Origin of the sequence: Roseovarius aestuarii, from assembly GCF_019966515.1 — a bacterium.
Taxonomy (GTDB): Bacteria; Pseudomonadota; Alphaproteobacteria; order Rhodobacterales; family Rhodobacteraceae; genus Roseovarius; species Roseovarius aestuarii.
Genome location: NZ_JAIMIB010000021.1, coordinates 23,965 through 38,142, shown reverse-complemented (window position 1 = coordinate 38,142; position 14,178 = coordinate 23,965). Strand labels below are relative to the sequence as shown.

Sequence of the window (14,178 nt, the reverse complement as noted above, 5' to 3'; positions counted from 1 at the left end):
TGTGGGCTTTGCTTCACGCGGGAAGGCTGACCCGAAACGTAGCTCAAGGTCAAATCCAGTCCATCATATTTGACCGAAAATCATCGCACGAATGTAACGCCAGATCCTTTCCGATGGTTCGGGAAAGAGCCGGCAGTCAGGGTAACCTGACCTTGACGCAGCCCTTGGTTGTGCTCAATGCTTGGTCCACATGCGTCGAGATTACGGCGCTGAGCTTGGGGGATTTGATGAAGAATATTTTGATTTTTTGTGATGGAACGTGGAATTCAGCCAGCATTGAGCTGGTGACAAATGTCGTCAAACTGCGTGACGCGGTGGTCGGAACCCCGGGGCAGGCGCATCTTTATATTCCCGGCGTGGGCACCGGCGGCCGGTTTGCCACCATTCTGGGCAATGTGGTTAACAAGGTCGGAGGCGGTGCTTTTGGCTGGGGCCTGAACCGAAACATCAAGATCGCCTATAGCGAGTTGGCAAAAAGCTATAACCCCGGTGACAAGATCATGATTTTTGGATTTTCGCGCGGCGCGTATACGGCGCGATCTCTGGCGGGAATGATCCGCAAATGCGGCTTGCCCCCGAAAGACAAGGTCACGCGGCAAGTAGTAAACAAGGCGTTTCGGCTGTATCGCAGACGCGGACCCGATAATGCGCCCGACAAGCCCAATATCTGGCGCCAACGGCGCGAGTTGTCCCCGGGTTATGCCACGTCAGAGAAGGACAGAACGGATCGCAACGACGGCTCGCATCTGCTTGAAATCGCCTATCTGGGCGTCTGGGATACGGTTGGCGCGCTTGGCATTCCCGCAAATCTGCTGGGTCCGCTCGCCAAACACATCAACAGCAGGCATCAGTTCCATGACACCGACCTGACCAGCCTGGTGAAATCCGCGCGCCATGCGGTGGCGTTGGATGAGAGGCGGAAATTCTATGTGCCCGCGCTTTGGGACAATCTCGACACTGGTACCAACGGCGGCCTTAACAAAGGTGCCACCGGACCCGACAGGCCGTTTCAGCAGATGTGGTTCATTGGCGATCATGGGGTATTGGGTGGGCGCAGTTCGGCCCGCGGGCTTGTGTCCTATGGGATGAGTTGGATTGTCGAAGGGGCCAGGGATGCTGGTATGACGCTCAAATCCGGCGCAGCCATTCCCGACGCGCCCCCCAACCCGACGGATTCCGCTCCTGAGATGAATAACCCGAAGGGCTTTTACAAGCTTTCGCCCAACCTGCTGGCTTGGCGTAACGGCCCGCGACGGCAATCCGACAGGCACCCATCCGTTGATCAACGCCTTGATGCCGATCCGCTCTATCGCCCGCGTTCAATGGCGGCGCTCAGGCCCGAGTTATGGCAGGGCGGCACGCGGATCACCTAAGATCGGGCCCTTTAGGTCGGCGCCATGTATATAGCTCTGTGTCCGAAACTGGGTCTTTGAATATCTGTCGTCAAAGGTTTGACAGCATCTCTGAAGTCGGACTGTCGCTTTCATCCGCGTGACACCGGACAATGCCGCAACGAACTACAGCGTTCTGCGCAACTTGCTGCAAGGGTGCCGCTCCGGCGGTCGTATCGACCACTCTCGATGCGCCGAAATTTAAATGATTCCAGTATCTTATCTCAAACGATCAATGGTTTTGGGAAAAAACCAACTCAGATTTGCAACTTATCCGGGAGGTTTTGCGTGTCTCCACCATTATTAACCATCATGACAAGGAGTAAAGATTATGTCCAAGACACCCACACCCAATGCCCCGACCTCCCGTATTGATGACTTCATCGACGGGCTGCGCGACCTGCCCAAGGCGATCGTCAAGGGCGCCCATAAAGCGGCCCAGCAGCGCGGCGACGACGATGCCGTCAAGATGGTCGAGGTCTACGGCCCCCTGCTGATCGACACAATGGCCCGCACCGCCGATCTTCTGGCCGAGGGCAAGCGCCGCGCCGACAAGGTGATGATCGAGGATGCCGAGCGCATGTTCACCACCATGGCCTCGGACACGCTGATGCGGCAGGCGGGTGAAATGGCCGCCAGCCAGGGCAGCTTCGGCCGCGCGCTCGGCACAGCGCAAATCGTCCAGCTCGTCAAGAAACTGATCAACTGGCTGATCCAGACCTTCGATTTTGGCTTCGGCTGGATCATGAAACTGATTGATTTCATCGACGAGGTGCTCAACGCGATGCTGGGCGGCGGCAATTCCCGCGCCAACCACGAACTGTCGATCCGCGAGCAGGATTACCTCAACGAACTGACCGCTCTGACCAATCTCGAAGCCGCAACCTTCCAGCGCAACAGCTTCGACGACGGTGATGAGGAGTTCTGATCAGATCAGGCTGCCATCCGCGCCCAGCCGGGTCTTGCCCCGCAGGTACGGATGCAACGCCTCGGGCAGGTCGACCGACCCATCGGCCTGCTGACCGTTCTCCAACACTGCAATCAAGCACCGCCCCACCGCCAGGCCGGAACCGTTCAGCGTATGCAGGAACTGCGGCTTGCCGCCCTCCTTGCTCCTGAACCGCGCATTCATCCGCCGCGCCTGGAAATCCCCGCAGACCGAGACCGAGCTGATCTCGCGATACTTGCCCTGACCGGGCAGCCAGACCTCGATATCATGGGTCCGCCGCGCCCCGAATCCCATGTCGCCCACGCACAGAACCACCGTGCGATAGGGCAGGCCCAGCTTCTCCAGAATGCCCTGCGCGCAGCTGGTCATCCGGTCCAGCTCGTCGCGCGAGTGATCCGGATGCGTGACCGACACCATCTCGACCTTCTCAAACTGGTGCTGGCGCAGCATGCCGGCGGTATCCTTGCCCGCGCTCCCGGCCTCGGATCGGAAACACTGCGTATGTGCCACGTAGCGCCGCGGCAGATAGCTTTCCTCGACCACCATCCCATTGACGATATTGGTCAGCGTCACCTCGGCGGTCGGCACCAGCCACCAGCCATTGGTGGTCTCGTAACTATCCTCGCCAAATTTCGGCAGCTGCCCGGTACCGAACATCATCTCGGGCCGCACCAGCACCGGCGTCCAGGTCTCGGTCAGCCCGTTTTCCTCGATATGCGTGTCCAGCATGAACTGCGCCAGCGCCCGGTGTATCCGCACCACGCCGCCCGACAGGACGACAAAGCGCGCGCCGCTCAACCGCGCGGCGGTCTCGAAATCCATCCCCGGCTTCACGCCGTCCAGCTCGTAATGCTCCTTCGGGGTGAAATCGAAGGTCTGCGGCGCGCCCCAGCGATGGATCTCGACGTTATCATCCTCATCCGCGCCATCGGGCGTGTCGTCATAGGGCAGGTTGGGCAGCCCCATCAGCAGTTCGGTCAACTGCTCGTCGAATTTCTTCGCCTCGGCCTGCATCGCCGCCACCTCGGCCTTCTTCTCGGCCACCAGCGCCCGCAACCGCTCGAACTCGGCATCGTCGCCCTTCGCCTTGGCCGCGCCCACATCCTTCGAGGCCCGGTTCTGATCGGCCTGCGCCGTCTCGGCCGCGTGAATATGCGCCCGGCGCGCCTCGTCGATCCCAAGGATTTCCCGGGACGGCGCGTCCAGCCCCCGCCGCCCCATGGCAGCATCGAAAGCGTCGGGATTTTCACGAATGGCGCGAATGTCATGCATGTCTGGCACGTCCTGATGGTTGAGTGAGTCGTCCCCGTCTTATGCCCCAGTTTCTTGCCGGGGTGTAGAGCGGCCTTTCCCCCCCGCCCCGGCCCCCGAGCGGGGGCCTCACCCCCAAAAAACCGTAGGGTGGGTGCACCCCACGCATTTCCCCGGTCAGGTCTTACCCGTCCCCCACCGAAGGCTCCGGCGCCTCATACCCCTCCAGACCCGCCTGCCACTCCCGCCACTTCTCCATGAAGTCACCATGGGAGAGTTCCTCTTTCGGCCAATGCGCAGGCCAGTCCGCATGATCCGGCGCATGCCCGCCCGGCAGAATGACCGTGCCATCGCCGAACACATCGCCCAGATGATCCGCGATCTGTGGTATATTGGTAAAATCCACCAACCTCAGCGCGGCCCCTGTCAGTTGAGCGTTCCTGAGGCGGAGTGAATTCAGATTGAAACCCTGAAGGTTGGCGTGCCGCAGGTCGATCTTCACGGGCTCTGCCTCTGGCATTTGAGGCGATTGCAACTGCCCAAGGCTTTGGGCTGCGCTTTCCATATCGGGTCTGACCGGCTGTATCCCTCGTGCCCACGCGCGCAATTCTGCGGCAGAGGCATCTTTCGGCGCTGTTTCCGGTGCATATATGCGCGTCAACTCGCGCACATAAAGGCTTAGTGTTCGTGCGATACGTGGCGCCTCTTCTTCGCGTTCATGTACCAGACCTTCCAGCCGGTCGATTGCGGCGGCCCGGGTCAGCAGATCGTCCTGCCACTCCGTCAGGATTCGCTTTTGTTGGCCGCGTCCGATTTCACGCGTGACCTGATGGCGCGCCGCCAGATCGGTAGTCGCCCTGTTCAGCTTGTTGTTGAACAACTGGTTTTCGGCGGTCTCGGTTTGCCGACGTGCCAGGAACAGGCGATTCAACGAAACAGGCAGGGCGATGACAGCCCCCAGCACCGTCGCCAATGCCGCTAGTTGCGCCAGAAGAAAGCGCCAGTTCCACAACCTGTCCTTCTCGCTCTCGGGGATGGCTGCGTGCCAGATCACCTCCCAGATCAGAGAATAGAGGCCGATCAGCAGCATCAGCGCAAAGACGCCCCAGGTAAGAAATGCAAAACCGATCAGGGCAGGGGGCAGGTTGCCAAGGCCCATTCGCTCACCGGCAAGGGTAAGAGCGGCGGCTGATCCTTTCACGCTTCCGCGCCAGATGAGCGCCAGCAGAATGGCAACTGCAAGCGCAGGTATCGCGAGTTTCCAGAAAAGCGGGTCCGCTGCCAACTCGTAAAATGTTTCCATCCTGAAAATGCCTTACGTCAAATTCATTCCTCCCCGGCAACCATACCGCGAAATCTGCGAAACGCACGTCGGGAAAAAATACCGACGTAATACCGACAGAATACCGACGTGGGTTTCTCGCCTTGCAAAAGGGCGGTTCCGGACATAGGTTCCGCCAAAATTCGCGGGGGCCGCCCCGTTCTCTGACTCGAAGGAAAACGCGTATGGAATCCATAGGACAATTCATCCCCCTCATCCTGATCTTTGCCATCATGTGGTTCCTGCTGATCCGTCCGCAGCAGAAGAAGATGAAGGAACACAAGGCGATGGTCGATGCGGTGCGCAAGGGCGATCAGGTGATCACGCAGGGCGGGATGATCGGCAAGATTACCAAGGTCAAAGATGCCGACGAGGTCGAGATCGAGATCGCCTCGGGCGTCAAGGTGCGGCAGGTCAAATCCACGATTGCGCAGGTCCTCTCCAAGACTGAACCGGCTGATAGTTAAGCTGAACATTACAATTCAACCCGTTGAAAAGGCATAGCAATGCTTCAAATCAGCCTGTGGAAGCGCATCGTGATCTGGGGCGTTGTCGCTCTGGGTTTGTTGCTGGCCCTGCCAAACGGATTCTACAGCCGGGTTGAAACCCATAACGACGCGCAGACTGCGATCGAGGCTGGTCAGGAAAGTGCCGAGCTGACCGAAGCGGCAAATGCCTGGCCCGATTGGATGCCCTCGGGCCTGGTCAATCTGGGGCTTGATCTGCGTGGCGGTGCGCATTTGCTGGCCGAGGTGCAGGTCGCGGATGTGTATCAGGCGCGGGTCGAAGGCATGTGGCCCGAAGTGCGCGACCTGCTGCGTCAGGAACGCGCCACAATTGGCCCCATCCGCCTGCAACCCACCGACGCGCCCGAACTCCGCGTTCGTCTTGTCGAAAAACCGGAGATGGTTGACGAGGCGGCCACCCTTGTGCGCGGTCTTGCGCGTCCGGTTACTACACTGACAGGGGTGGGTGCCAGCGACATAGACGTGACCACCGAGGGCGATCAGATCATTGTGCGTCTCAGCGAGGCCGAACAACAGGCGACGGATGAACGCACCGTGCGGCAAGCGCTTGAAATCATTCGCAGACGGATCGACGAGGTCGGCACCCGGGAACCCACGATCCAGCGGCAGGGGGCGGACCGTATCCTGATTCAGGTGCCTGGGATCGGCAGCGCGGCCGAGTTGAAAGACATCATCGGAACGACCGCGCAACTCACCTTCCAACCGGTGGTCAGCCGCACCACAAATGCCAATGAAAGCCCCGGCGCCAGCAACGAACTGCTGCCGTCACTGGACGAGGAAGGCACGTTCTACATCCTCGAAAAAGCCGCCGTCGTGACCGGTGAGGAACTGGTCGATGCACAGCCCGATTTCGACCAGAACGGACGGCCCGCTGTCTCGTTCCGCTTCAACCCGACCGGCGCGCGCAAGTTCGGCGACTACACGGCTGAAAACATCGGCAACCCCTTCGCCATCGTGCTGGACGGCGAGGTAATCAGCGCGCCGGTGATCCAGAGCCATATTCCGGGCGGGTCGGGCATCATCACGGGCCGGTTCACGGTTGAGGAATCGACCAATCTGGCGGTCCTCCTGCGTGCAGGCGCGCTGCCGGCAGGTCTGGAATTCCTCGAAGAGCGCACCATCGGACCCGAACTGGGGGCGGACAGTATCGAAGCGGGCAAGATCGCCTGTATCGTCGCCTTTGTTCTGGTGCTGGTCTTCATGTTCCTCAGCTACGGCACGTTCGGGATTTTTGCCAATATCGCGCTGATCATCAACGTGGGGCTGATCTTTGGCCTGCTCAGCAGTATCGGGGCGACGCTGACGCTGCCGGGGATTGCCGGGATCGTGCTGACCATCGGTATGGCGGTGGATGCAAATGTGCTGGTGTTCGAGCGTATCAAGGAAGAGATGAAAACAGCCCGCGGCCCCGCCCGCGCCATTGAGTTGGGCTACGAAAAGGCGCTGAGCGCCATTACGGACGCCAATATCACCACCTTCATCACCGCGCTGATCCTTTACGCGATGGGCTCTGGCCCGGTGCGCGGCTTTGCGATCACCCTGGGGCTAGGGATCATCACCTCGGTCTTCACCGCGATCTTCGTAACCCGGCTGATGGCGATCATCTGGTACGAACGCAGACGCCCCAAGACGGTCCTTCAGGGCCGGGCATTGCGGCTTGTCCCTCAGGAAACCAAGTGGGATTTCTTCCGCCGCTGGCGTGTATCGCTGGGTATCTCCGCGTTTCTGATCGTGATCGCTTTTGGGTCGTTTGTGGTGCAGGGCCTCAACTTCGGTATCGATTTCCGGGGCGGGACAACCATCCGCACCGAGAGCGCGCAGCCGATTGATGTCGGACAGTATCGGGATGCTATCGGGCAGTTGGATTTGGGCGATGTCTCGATCGCCGAAGTGTTCGACCCGACCTTTGGACCGGATCAGAACGTCGCGATGATCCGCGTGCAGGCGCAAGAGGGGCAGGAAAGCGTTTCAAATGAGGTGATACTTGCCGTTGAAGAGGTGCTGCAGCAAACGGTTCCGGACCTGAAATTCACGTCTGTCGAAAGTGTCGGGCCCAAGGTGTCAGGGGAGCTGATTACAGCCGCCGTTATCGCTGTCAGCCTCGCGATCGGGGCGGTTCTGATCTATATCTGGCTCCGGTTCGAATGGCAGTTTGCTGTGGGTGCGGTGGCGGCGCTGGTGCACGATGTGGTGCTAACCATAGGTGTGTTCTCGGAGCTGCAAATTCAGTTCGATCTGGCCATCATCGCGGCGTTGCTGACCATTGTCGGTTATTCACTGAACGACACGGTGGTGGTGTTCGACCGTGTCAGGGAAAATCTGCGTAAATACAAGAAGATCCCGCTATCTGAGGTGCTGAACATCTCGATCAACGAAACGCTTAGCCGGACGGTAATGACCTCGGTCACGACCCTACTGGCGCTTCTGGCACTTTACGTGCTGGGGGGTGACGTGATCCGTGGTTTTGTCTTTGCCATGATCTGGGGCGTGATCGTCGGGACGTATTCGTCGGTATTCGTGGCCAGCACCATCCTTCTGTGGCTGGGCGTGAAACGCGACTGGAGTAAGCCGGATGCCAATGCCGGCAATCAGTTTGCCAATGTAGATGCCTGATATCCTGACGCAGGTCTGGGCCACGCCCGGCCTCGTCTGGCTGATGCTTACCATTGGGTTGGCTGGGCTTGTGCGCGGCTTTACCGGCTTTGGCACGGCTATGATCTTTGTGCCGATCGCAGGTATATTCCTGCCCCCCGCAACCGTGGTCGCTGTGATGGTTTTGACCGGTATCGCCAGCAATGCCGCACTGATTCCGCGCGCATGGCGCCAGGCCGCACGGGCCGAGGTGGGACTGCTGGCATTCGCTGCCATGCTGACCGTACCGTTGGGTCTGTGGCTGTTGGTTTTGCTGGATCAACTGACCGTGCGCTGGTTCGTTGCGGTCATCGTGGGGTCTACTTTTCTGTTGTTGGTCACAGGCTGGCGGTTTTCCGGACAGATCAACCGCGTCGGGCTGTTGCTGATCGGGGCGGCTGCCGGGGTCGTTGGGGGCATGACCGGGCTGACAGGGCCCATCATCGTCCTGTTTTATCTTGCAGGCCAGTCCGCGGCACAGCGCATTCGGGCCAACACGATCCTGTTCCTGGCGGCGTTGGACGTGGTGATTGCAGCCAACCTGCTGTTGCGCGGATCACTGGGGCTGGCCGAGGTTGCGCTGGCGATCACGCTTGCTGTGCCCTATTTTATCACCACGATGATCGGACAGGCGCTGTTCGACCCACGGCACGAAAGGCTTTTCCGGGCGGGCGCCTATACGGTGATCGGTCTGGCGGTTGTCAGCGGCTTGCCACTTTGGGCGTAGGGAACACAAGATGCAGTTGAACGAGATCACATTTTCGCAAGCCACGCCGATCGACGGCTACGGCCCGGGATTTTTCCGGGTTGGAGGGAAGGTGTTTCACGGAGCTGTCTGCGTCACATCTACCGGCGCGCAAAGCTGGGGCGGCTACGACGATGACAAGACCTTGATGGCAATGGCGAGCGAGGTCGATGTGATGTTTATCGGCACCGGTGCAGAAACCGCTCATATTCCGGGCGAGTTGCGCACCAGGCTGGAAGAGGCCGAAATCGGGGTGGAGGTGATGAATTCCCCCTCTGCCTGTCGTACCTTCAACGTGCTGCTGTCCGAAGGCCGCCGCGTTGCGGCAGCGGTGCTGCCGGTTTGAGCCCGCACCGGGTTAGCCCTATCCCGCTTTTCCACCGCCAATGATTGCGCTAAGCACATCAGCATGGGGATAGCTGTTTCTGATCTTGCGGTGGCCCGCGGTGGCATCAAGGTACTCGAGGGCGTTTGCTTTGCGCTGGAACCCGGTCAGGCGTTGGTTCTGCGCGGACCGAACGGGATCGGCAAGACAACATTGTTGCGTACCGTCGCAGGGCTGCAGCCGCCGGTGTCGGGCCGGGTTGAGATGGCGGTCGACAATCATGTCTATGCTGGCCATGCCGATGGTTTGAAAGCGACGCTGAGCGTGGAAGAGAATCTTAGCTTCTGGGCGCATGTCTTTGGGAATAAGGATGTTTCTGACGCTCTGTCAGCATTTCAACTTACATCGCTTGCAGACCGGCCTGCAGGCGCGCTGTCCGCCGGTCAGAAGCGGCGCTTGGGCCTTGCCCGGCTGCTTGTCACGGGTCGTCCGCTCTGGTTGCTGGATGAACCGACCGTGTCGCTGGACAGTGATGCCGTGGCGATGTTTGCTGAAGTTATCCGTGCACATCTGAGCCGGGGCGGTGCAGCGCTGATGGCAACTCATATAGACCTTGGGATCAAGGAGGCCAGCACGCTGGACCTTGCGCCGTTTCGCGCCAAAGCCCCGGAACCGGATGATTTCGACGGGGTTTTCCTATGATCGCGTTGCTGGTTCGAGATCTGAAACTGGCCATGCGGGCGGGTGGTGGATTTGGCCTCGGGTTGGCGTTTTTCCTGATTGTCGTGACCCTTGTGCCGTTCGGTGTTGGCCCGGAAAGCGCCCTTCTGGCGGTAATTGCATCGGGTATCTTATGGCTTGGCGCGCTGTTGGCCTGCCTGTTGTCGCTGGATCGTATCTTTGCCCTTGATTGGGAGGATGGCAGCCTTGATCTGCTGGCCACGGCGCCCCTGCCGATGGAGGCCATCGTAAGTGTCAAGGCACTTGCCCACTGGGTGACGACAGGGCTGCCACTGGTACTGGCGGCCCCGGTGTTCGGCCTGCTGCTGAACCTTCCCACCAACGGCTATAAGCCTCTGATATTGTCGCTTATTCTAGGTACGCCCGCATTGAGTGTGATCGGAACATTCGGGGCGGCGCTGACCGTGGGGCTGAAACGTGGGGGATTGTTGCTGAGCCTGCTGGTCTTGCCGCTTTACGTTCCTACATTGATCTTCGGGGCCGAGGTGGCGCGGCGTGGTGTCGCGGGGCTGGACAATGGCACGCCGATGTTGATGTTGGCGGGGATTACCCTTGGCGTCATTGCGCTGCTTCCCTTTGCCTCTGCCGCGGCATTGAGGGTCAACCTGCGATGATAGACGAAGAGAAATGGAAGGAAGCGCCGTGAACTCGGTCTGGGAATATGCCAATCCCAAGAAATTCGTCCAGACCACCGACAAGGTGCTGCCTTGGGTATCGGTGCTATCCGTCGTCGCGCTGGTGGCCGGGCTGATCTGGGGTTTTTTCTTTACGCCCGATGATTACCGGCAGGGATCAACGGTAAAAATCATTTATCTGCATGTGCCAAGCGCGTTGATGGCGATCAATGCCTGGTTGATGATGCTAGTGGCCTCGTTGATCTGGTTGGTGCGCAGGCACCATGTCAGTGCGCTGGCAGCACGCGCGGCGGCGCCGGTCGGGCTGGTGATGACGCTGATTGCGCTTTTGACAGGCGCGATCTGGGGCCAGCCGATGTGGGGGACATATTGGGCATGGGACCCGCGACTAACATCTTTCCTCATCCTGTTTCTGTTTTATCTAGGGTATATAGCCTTGTGGTCGGCGATCGAGAATGACGACACCGCCGCCGATCTGACCAGCGTCTTATGTCTTGTCGGATCGGTTTTCGCGCTTCTCAGCCGGTACGCGGTGAACTTCTGGAACCAGGGCCTGCATCAAGGCGCGTCGCTGAGCCTTGATAAAGAAGAGCATGTAGCGGATGTTTTCTACTATCCGCTGCTGATCTGCATCGCCGGGTTTGTGTTACTTTTCATCGCCTTGGTGCTGCTTCGGACCCGTACGGAAATTCGCGCGCGGCGGATGCGGGCGCTTTTGGCCCGCGAGAGGATGGGATGATGCCTGAGCTGGGGAAATACGCCGAGACGGTTTTGTCGGCCTATGCGGTATCGATCCTTCTGATCCTGGGGTTGGTTCTGATCAGCCTTATTCGTGCCCGGCATATCAAGAGGCGACTTCAGGAAGTTGAAACGAAAGCGAAAAAGCATGGCTAAGGTGTCGCCTCTGATGGTTTTGCCTCCGGTGATATTTGTCGGACTCGCGGCGCTTTTCTATGTGGGAATGCAGCGTGAGAACGCCGATGCACTACCCTCGGCGCTGGTCGGAAAAACCGCACCTGGGGTGAGCTTAACGCAGTTGGGTAAGGGGAAACCCTTTGAGGACAGTGACTTGCGGGATGGTACCGTAAAGCTGGTGAACTATTGGGCGAGTTGGTGCGGGCCATGTCGGGTCGAGCATCCGAACCTTGAGGCGTTGGCTGATGAGGGGGTGGTGATCTACGGAGTGAATTACAAGGACGATCCCGCCAAAGCGTTGAAATTCCTCGAAGAGCTGGGAAGCCCCTATGCCCGGATGGGAGCCGATGAAAACGGTCGCATGGCGCTCAACTGGGGTGTCTATGGCGTGCCCGAGACCTATATTATCGACGGTGCTGGCAATGTGGTCCTGCGGTTCGCCGGGCCGATCACACAGCGTGCGCTGGAAAACGAAATCCGCCCGGCCATTGAAAGCGCCCGCTGACCAGAACCTGCTTTTACGATAACGCTTGGGATCTACGTTTCGATCAGATCAGCGGTCACAATTCCGGTCGGCAGCGGCGGCGCTGACCGGACAGGCGGGCCTGTCGTGGGTACTGCCCTGTGCGCCCAGAACGGCAAAGAGGGAAATCGCAAGAACCTGAAGAGTGATGAGAGTGGTACGCATGAGCTTGCCTGACCTGTTGTGCCTGCCCCCAAGATGGGTATTTCGCAGCCGGATCAAAGGGGAAGAATAGTGCAAATTGCTCACAATTTTGTCATGGGCGGAAATCACTCCAAACTTGTTTTCATTTGTGTATGAGGTGGGGGTGTGGCCACTATGGGCAGGTGTAAGAAGGAAGCGGCGTGACGGAACTTTTGATCGTGTATCACTCGAAGACAGGTGGCAGCCGCCAGATGGCCCAAGCAGCGGCCACGGCGGCGCGCGAGGAAGGTGTGGTCAAGCTGATGACCGCCGAACAGGCCGGGCCGGACGATTTACTGGCAGCGGCGGGGTATCTGTTTTGCACGCCGGAAAACCTGGCCGCAATTGCGGGCGTCATGAAGGATTTTTTTGACCGCTGCTATTACCCGGTATTGGGGCGTATCGAGGGGCGGCCCTATGCCCAGATGGTCTGTGCCGGGTCGGATGGCGAAAATGCCGTGCGGCAGATCGCGCGGATCGCGCAGGGTTGGCGGCTTAAGGAAGTGCAGAAACCCTTGATCGTCTGTACCCATGCGCAGACGCCCGAGCAGATTCTGGCTGAGAAGACAATTCCCGACGAAGACCTTGCCCGTTGCCGCGAGCTTGGGATGGCGCTGGCGGCGGGGCTCAGTATGGGTGCCTTCTGATTGTCTGCCTTGGGATAGCCCTGCCGATTTGATCCTAACCGTAAGCGATGGCGGGCAACCACGTGGCCAGTTTGGGGAAGATGAATATCAGGCTGACCGCGATTAGCTGGATTATCATGAAAGGTATGATGCCCTTATAGATCGTCATGGTATCCACCCCTTTGGGTGCCACCCCCTTCATGTAAAAAAGCGCAAAACCTACGGGCGGCGTGATGAACGAGGTTTGCAGTGTCACGGCAAACAGGATGGCGAACCACACAAGGTTTACGTCCATACCCAAGAGGACCGGCGCGATCAACGGCAGCAGGATCAGCGTGATTTCGATCCAGTCCAGCACAAAGCCCAGCAGGAAGGCGATCAGCAGGATCACGATGACCACGCCGTCGGGGCCATAGGGCAGGGCGGTGAGCGCATCCTCGATCAACTCGTCACCGCCGAACCCGCGCAGGACCAGCGCGAAGGCGGTCGCGCCGACGAAGAGGGCGAAGATATACGAGGTGGTGCGCATCGTGCCGCGCAGCACATCGCGGAACCCGTCGAAGGAAAGCCTGCGGCGCGCCAGCGCCAGCAGCATGGCCCCAAGCGCGCCAACGCCCGACGCCTCGGTCGGGGTGGCGATGCCGAAAAAGATACTACCCAGCACGGCGATGATCAGCAGCGCAGGCGGGATGGTGGATTTGAGAACGTTGAGGAACAGACCGAGCGTGACAGGTTCGGCATCTTTCGGGGCCGGCGCCGCACCGGGTTTCAGCCAGGCGTAGAGCAGAATGAAAATACCGTAGAGGCCGCCCAGCATCAGCCCGGGCAGCATTGCGCCCATGAACAGATCTCCGACGGAGACGCGGATCTGGTCGGCCATCAGAACCAGCATGATCGACGGTGGAATAAGAATGCCCAACGTGCCGGTCGCACATACGACACCGCAAGCAAGTGAGGCGTCGTAATTGTGCTTGAGCATCAGCGGAATACCCAGGATCGCCAACAACACCACCGCAGCACCGATGATACCCGTCGAGGCCGCCAGCAAAACCCCGATCACGACGACGGTGATCGCCAGCCCGCCGCGGACCCGGCCGAAGAGTTTCGCCAGATCGGTCATCAGGTCTTCGGCGATGCCGGATTTGTCCATCATGATCCCCATGAATACGAACATCGGCAGCGCCACGAGCACCCAGTTGTTCATCACCGCATAGATGCGGTCCACCACGATCGAGCTATAGCCCCAGTCGACGCCGAAAAACGTATCCAGATAAGTGTCCGAGACGACCGAAATGGCTGTAAAGACAACCGCCAGCCCGGCCATCAGCCATGCCACGGGAAAGCCGGTGAAGATCAGCGTGACGAAGCTGACGAACAGGGCAATGGCCATGTACTGGGCGGGATCGCTGATCATC

Annotated in this window: 16 protein-coding genes; 12 read left to right on the top strand and 4 right to left on the bottom strand. The window is 59.5% G+C overall.

All coding sequences use genetic code 11. From position 1 onward, the window contains the following. The first annotated feature begins 227 nt into the window (after positions 1-227). A complete protein-coding gene (locus LC334_RS19590; protein ID WP_085802099.1) occupies positions 228-1,373 on the top strand; it encodes a DUF2235 domain-containing protein in 1,146 nt (381 codons plus the stop codon). Between the two features lie 349 nt (positions 1,374-1,722). Continuing rightward, positions 1,723-2,319: a hypothetical protein gene (locus LC334_RS19585; protein WP_085802066.1), complete on the top strand. Its 597-nt coding sequence runs from the start codon at positions 1,723-1,725 to the stop codon at positions 2,317-2,319. Here the strand turns inward: LC334_RS19585 and serS are convergent, their stop codons facing one another. Together serS and LC334_RS19575 are read right to left on the bottom strand one after the other, a co-directional pair. Next, the gene (gene serS, locus LC334_RS19580; RefSeq protein WP_085802065.1) at positions 2,320-3,612 is read right to left on the bottom strand and encodes a serine--tRNA ligase; all 1,293 of its coding nucleotides are present in this window, start codon (positions 3,610-3,612) and stop codon (positions 2,320-2,322) included. A gap of 163 nt (positions 3,613-3,775) precedes the next feature. Next, positions 3,776-4,894 carry a pentapeptide repeat-containing protein gene (locus tag LC334_RS19575; protein ID WP_085802064.1) on the bottom strand — a complete coding sequence of 373 codons (1,119 nt, stop codon included), beginning with the start codon at positions 4,892-4,894 and terminating at the stop codon, positions 3,776-3,778. A 203-nt stretch (positions 4,895-5,097) separates the two neighbouring features. Here LC334_RS19575 and yajC point away from each other — a divergent pair, with 203 nt between their 5' ends. From yajC to LC334_RS19530, 9 genes are all read left to right on the top strand, one after another. Continuing rightward, entirely contained in the window at positions 5,098-5,379 is a 282-nt protein-coding gene (gene yajC, locus LC334_RS19570) for a preprotein translocase subunit YajC (RefSeq protein ID WP_085802063.1), read from the top strand. A gap of 39 nt (positions 5,380-5,418) precedes the next feature. Beyond that, on the top strand, positions 5,419-8,052 hold the full coding sequence (gene secD, locus LC334_RS19565; protein WP_085802062.1) for a protein translocase subunit SecD: 2,634 nt from the start codon (positions 5,419-5,421) through the stop codon (positions 8,050-8,052). Then, a complete protein-coding gene (locus LC334_RS19560; protein ID WP_085802061.1) occupies positions 8,045-8,797 on the top strand; it encodes a sulfite exporter TauE/SafE family protein in 753 nt (250 codons plus the stop codon). The genes secD and LC334_RS19560 overlap by 8 nt, the downstream gene beginning before the upstream one ends. A gap of 10 nt (positions 8,798-8,807) precedes the next feature. Then, positions 8,808-9,161, top strand: coding sequence for an Mth938-like domain-containing protein (locus tag LC334_RS19555; protein ID WP_085802060.1), 354 nt, complete (start codon positions 8,808-8,810; stop codon positions 9,159-9,161). Between the two features lie 63 nt (positions 9,162-9,224). Continuing rightward, on the top strand, positions 9,225-9,842 hold the full coding sequence (gene ccmA / locus LC334_RS19550; protein WP_085802059.1) for a heme ABC exporter ATP-binding protein CcmA: 618 nt from the start codon (positions 9,225-9,227) through the stop codon (positions 9,840-9,842). After that, positions 9,839-10,495 (top strand): heme exporter protein CcmB, encoded by a 657-nt coding sequence (gene ccmB, locus LC334_RS19545; protein ID WP_085802058.1) that lies wholly within the window; start codon positions 9,839-9,841, stop codon positions 10,493-10,495. The genes ccmA and ccmB overlap by 4 nt, the downstream gene beginning before the upstream one ends. A gap of 13 nt (positions 10,496-10,508) precedes the next feature. Then, on the top strand, positions 10,509-11,255 hold the full coding sequence (locus LC334_RS19540) for a heme ABC transporter permease (protein WP_085802057.1): 747 nt from the start codon (positions 10,509-10,511) through the stop codon (positions 11,253-11,255). Further along, on the top strand, positions 11,255-11,410 hold the full coding sequence (gene ccmD, locus LC334_RS19535) for a heme exporter protein CcmD (protein WP_306372165.1): 156 nt from the start codon (positions 11,255-11,257) through the stop codon (positions 11,408-11,410). The genes LC334_RS19540 and ccmD overlap by 1 nt, the downstream gene beginning before the upstream one ends. Beyond that, positions 11,403-11,936 carry a DsbE family thiol:disulfide interchange protein gene (locus tag LC334_RS19530; protein ID WP_139836513.1) on the top strand — a complete coding sequence of 178 codons (534 nt, stop codon included), beginning with the start codon at positions 11,403-11,405 and terminating at the stop codon, positions 11,934-11,936. The genes ccmD and LC334_RS19530 overlap by 8 nt, the downstream gene beginning before the upstream one ends. Before the next feature lie 48 nt (positions 11,937-11,984). Here LC334_RS19530 and LC334_RS23135 read toward each other — a convergent pair whose 3' ends face one another. Beyond that, entirely contained in the window at positions 11,985-12,119 is a 135-nt protein-coding gene (locus LC334_RS23135; RefSeq protein WP_263286578.1) for a hypothetical protein, read from the bottom strand. A 179-nt stretch (positions 12,120-12,298) separates the two neighbouring features. On the opposite strand from LC334_RS23135, the gene LC334_RS19525 reads away from it, so the two are divergent. After that, complete coding sequence (locus LC334_RS19525; protein WP_085802055.1) at positions 12,299-12,784, top strand: flavodoxin family protein; 486 nt, start codon at positions 12,299-12,301, stop codon at positions 12,782-12,784. A gap of 34 nt (positions 12,785-12,818) precedes the next feature. Here the strand turns inward: LC334_RS19525 and LC334_RS19520 are convergent, their stop codons facing one another. Continuing rightward, entirely contained in the window at positions 12,819-14,177 is a 1,359-nt protein-coding gene (locus LC334_RS19520; RefSeq protein ID WP_085802054.1) for a TRAP transporter large permease, read from the bottom strand. Position 14,178 lies beyond the last annotated feature (1 nt).

Coding starts and splice junctions, on each gene's coding strand:
- LC334_RS19590 (WP_085802099.1), top strand. CDS start 228: ATGAAGAATATTTTGATTTTTTGTGATGGAACGTGGAATTCAGCCAGC.
- LC334_RS19585 (WP_085802066.1), top strand. CDS start 1,723: ATGTCCAAGACACCCACACCCAATGCCCCGACCTCCCGTATTGATGAC.
- serS (WP_085802065.1), bottom strand. CDS start 3,612: ATGCATGACATTCGCGCCATTCGTGAAAATCCCGACGCTTTCGATGCT.
- LC334_RS19575 (WP_085802064.1), bottom strand. CDS start 4,894: ATGGAAACATTTTACGAGTTGGCAGCGGACCCGCTTTTCTGGAAACTC.
- yajC (WP_085802063.1), top strand. CDS start 5,098: ATGGAATCCATAGGACAATTCATCCCCCTCATCCTGATCTTTGCCATC.
- secD (WP_085802062.1), top strand. CDS start 5,419: ATGCTTCAAATCAGCCTGTGGAAGCGCATCGTGATCTGGGGCGTTGTC.
- LC334_RS19560 (WP_085802061.1), top strand. CDS start 8,045: ATGCCTGATATCCTGACGCAGGTCTGGGCCACGCCCGGCCTCGTCTGG.
- LC334_RS19555 (WP_085802060.1), top strand. CDS start 8,808: ATGCAGTTGAACGAGATCACATTTTCGCAAGCCACGCCGATCGACGGC.
- ccmA (WP_085802059.1), top strand. CDS start 9,225: ATGGGGATAGCTGTTTCTGATCTTGCGGTGGCCCGCGGTGGCATCAAG.
- ccmB (WP_085802058.1), top strand. CDS start 9,839: ATGATCGCGTTGCTGGTTCGAGATCTGAAACTGGCCATGCGGGCGGGT.
- LC334_RS19540 (WP_085802057.1), top strand. CDS start 10,509: ATGGAAGGAAGCGCCGTGAACTCGGTCTGGGAATATGCCAATCCCAAG.
- ccmD (WP_306372165.1), top strand. CDS start 11,255: ATGCCTGAGCTGGGGAAATACGCCGAGACGGTTTTGTCGGCCTATGCG.
- LC334_RS19530 (WP_139836513.1), top strand. CDS start 11,403: ATGGCTAAGGTGTCGCCTCTGATGGTTTTGCCTCCGGTGATATTTGTC.
- LC334_RS23135 (WP_263286578.1), bottom strand. CDS start 12,119: ATGCGTACCACTCTCATCACTCTTCAGGTTCTTGCGATTTCCCTCTTT.
- LC334_RS19520 (WP_085802054.1), bottom strand. CDS start 14,177: ATGATCAGCGATCCCGCCCAGTACATGGCCATTGCCCTGTTCGTCAGC.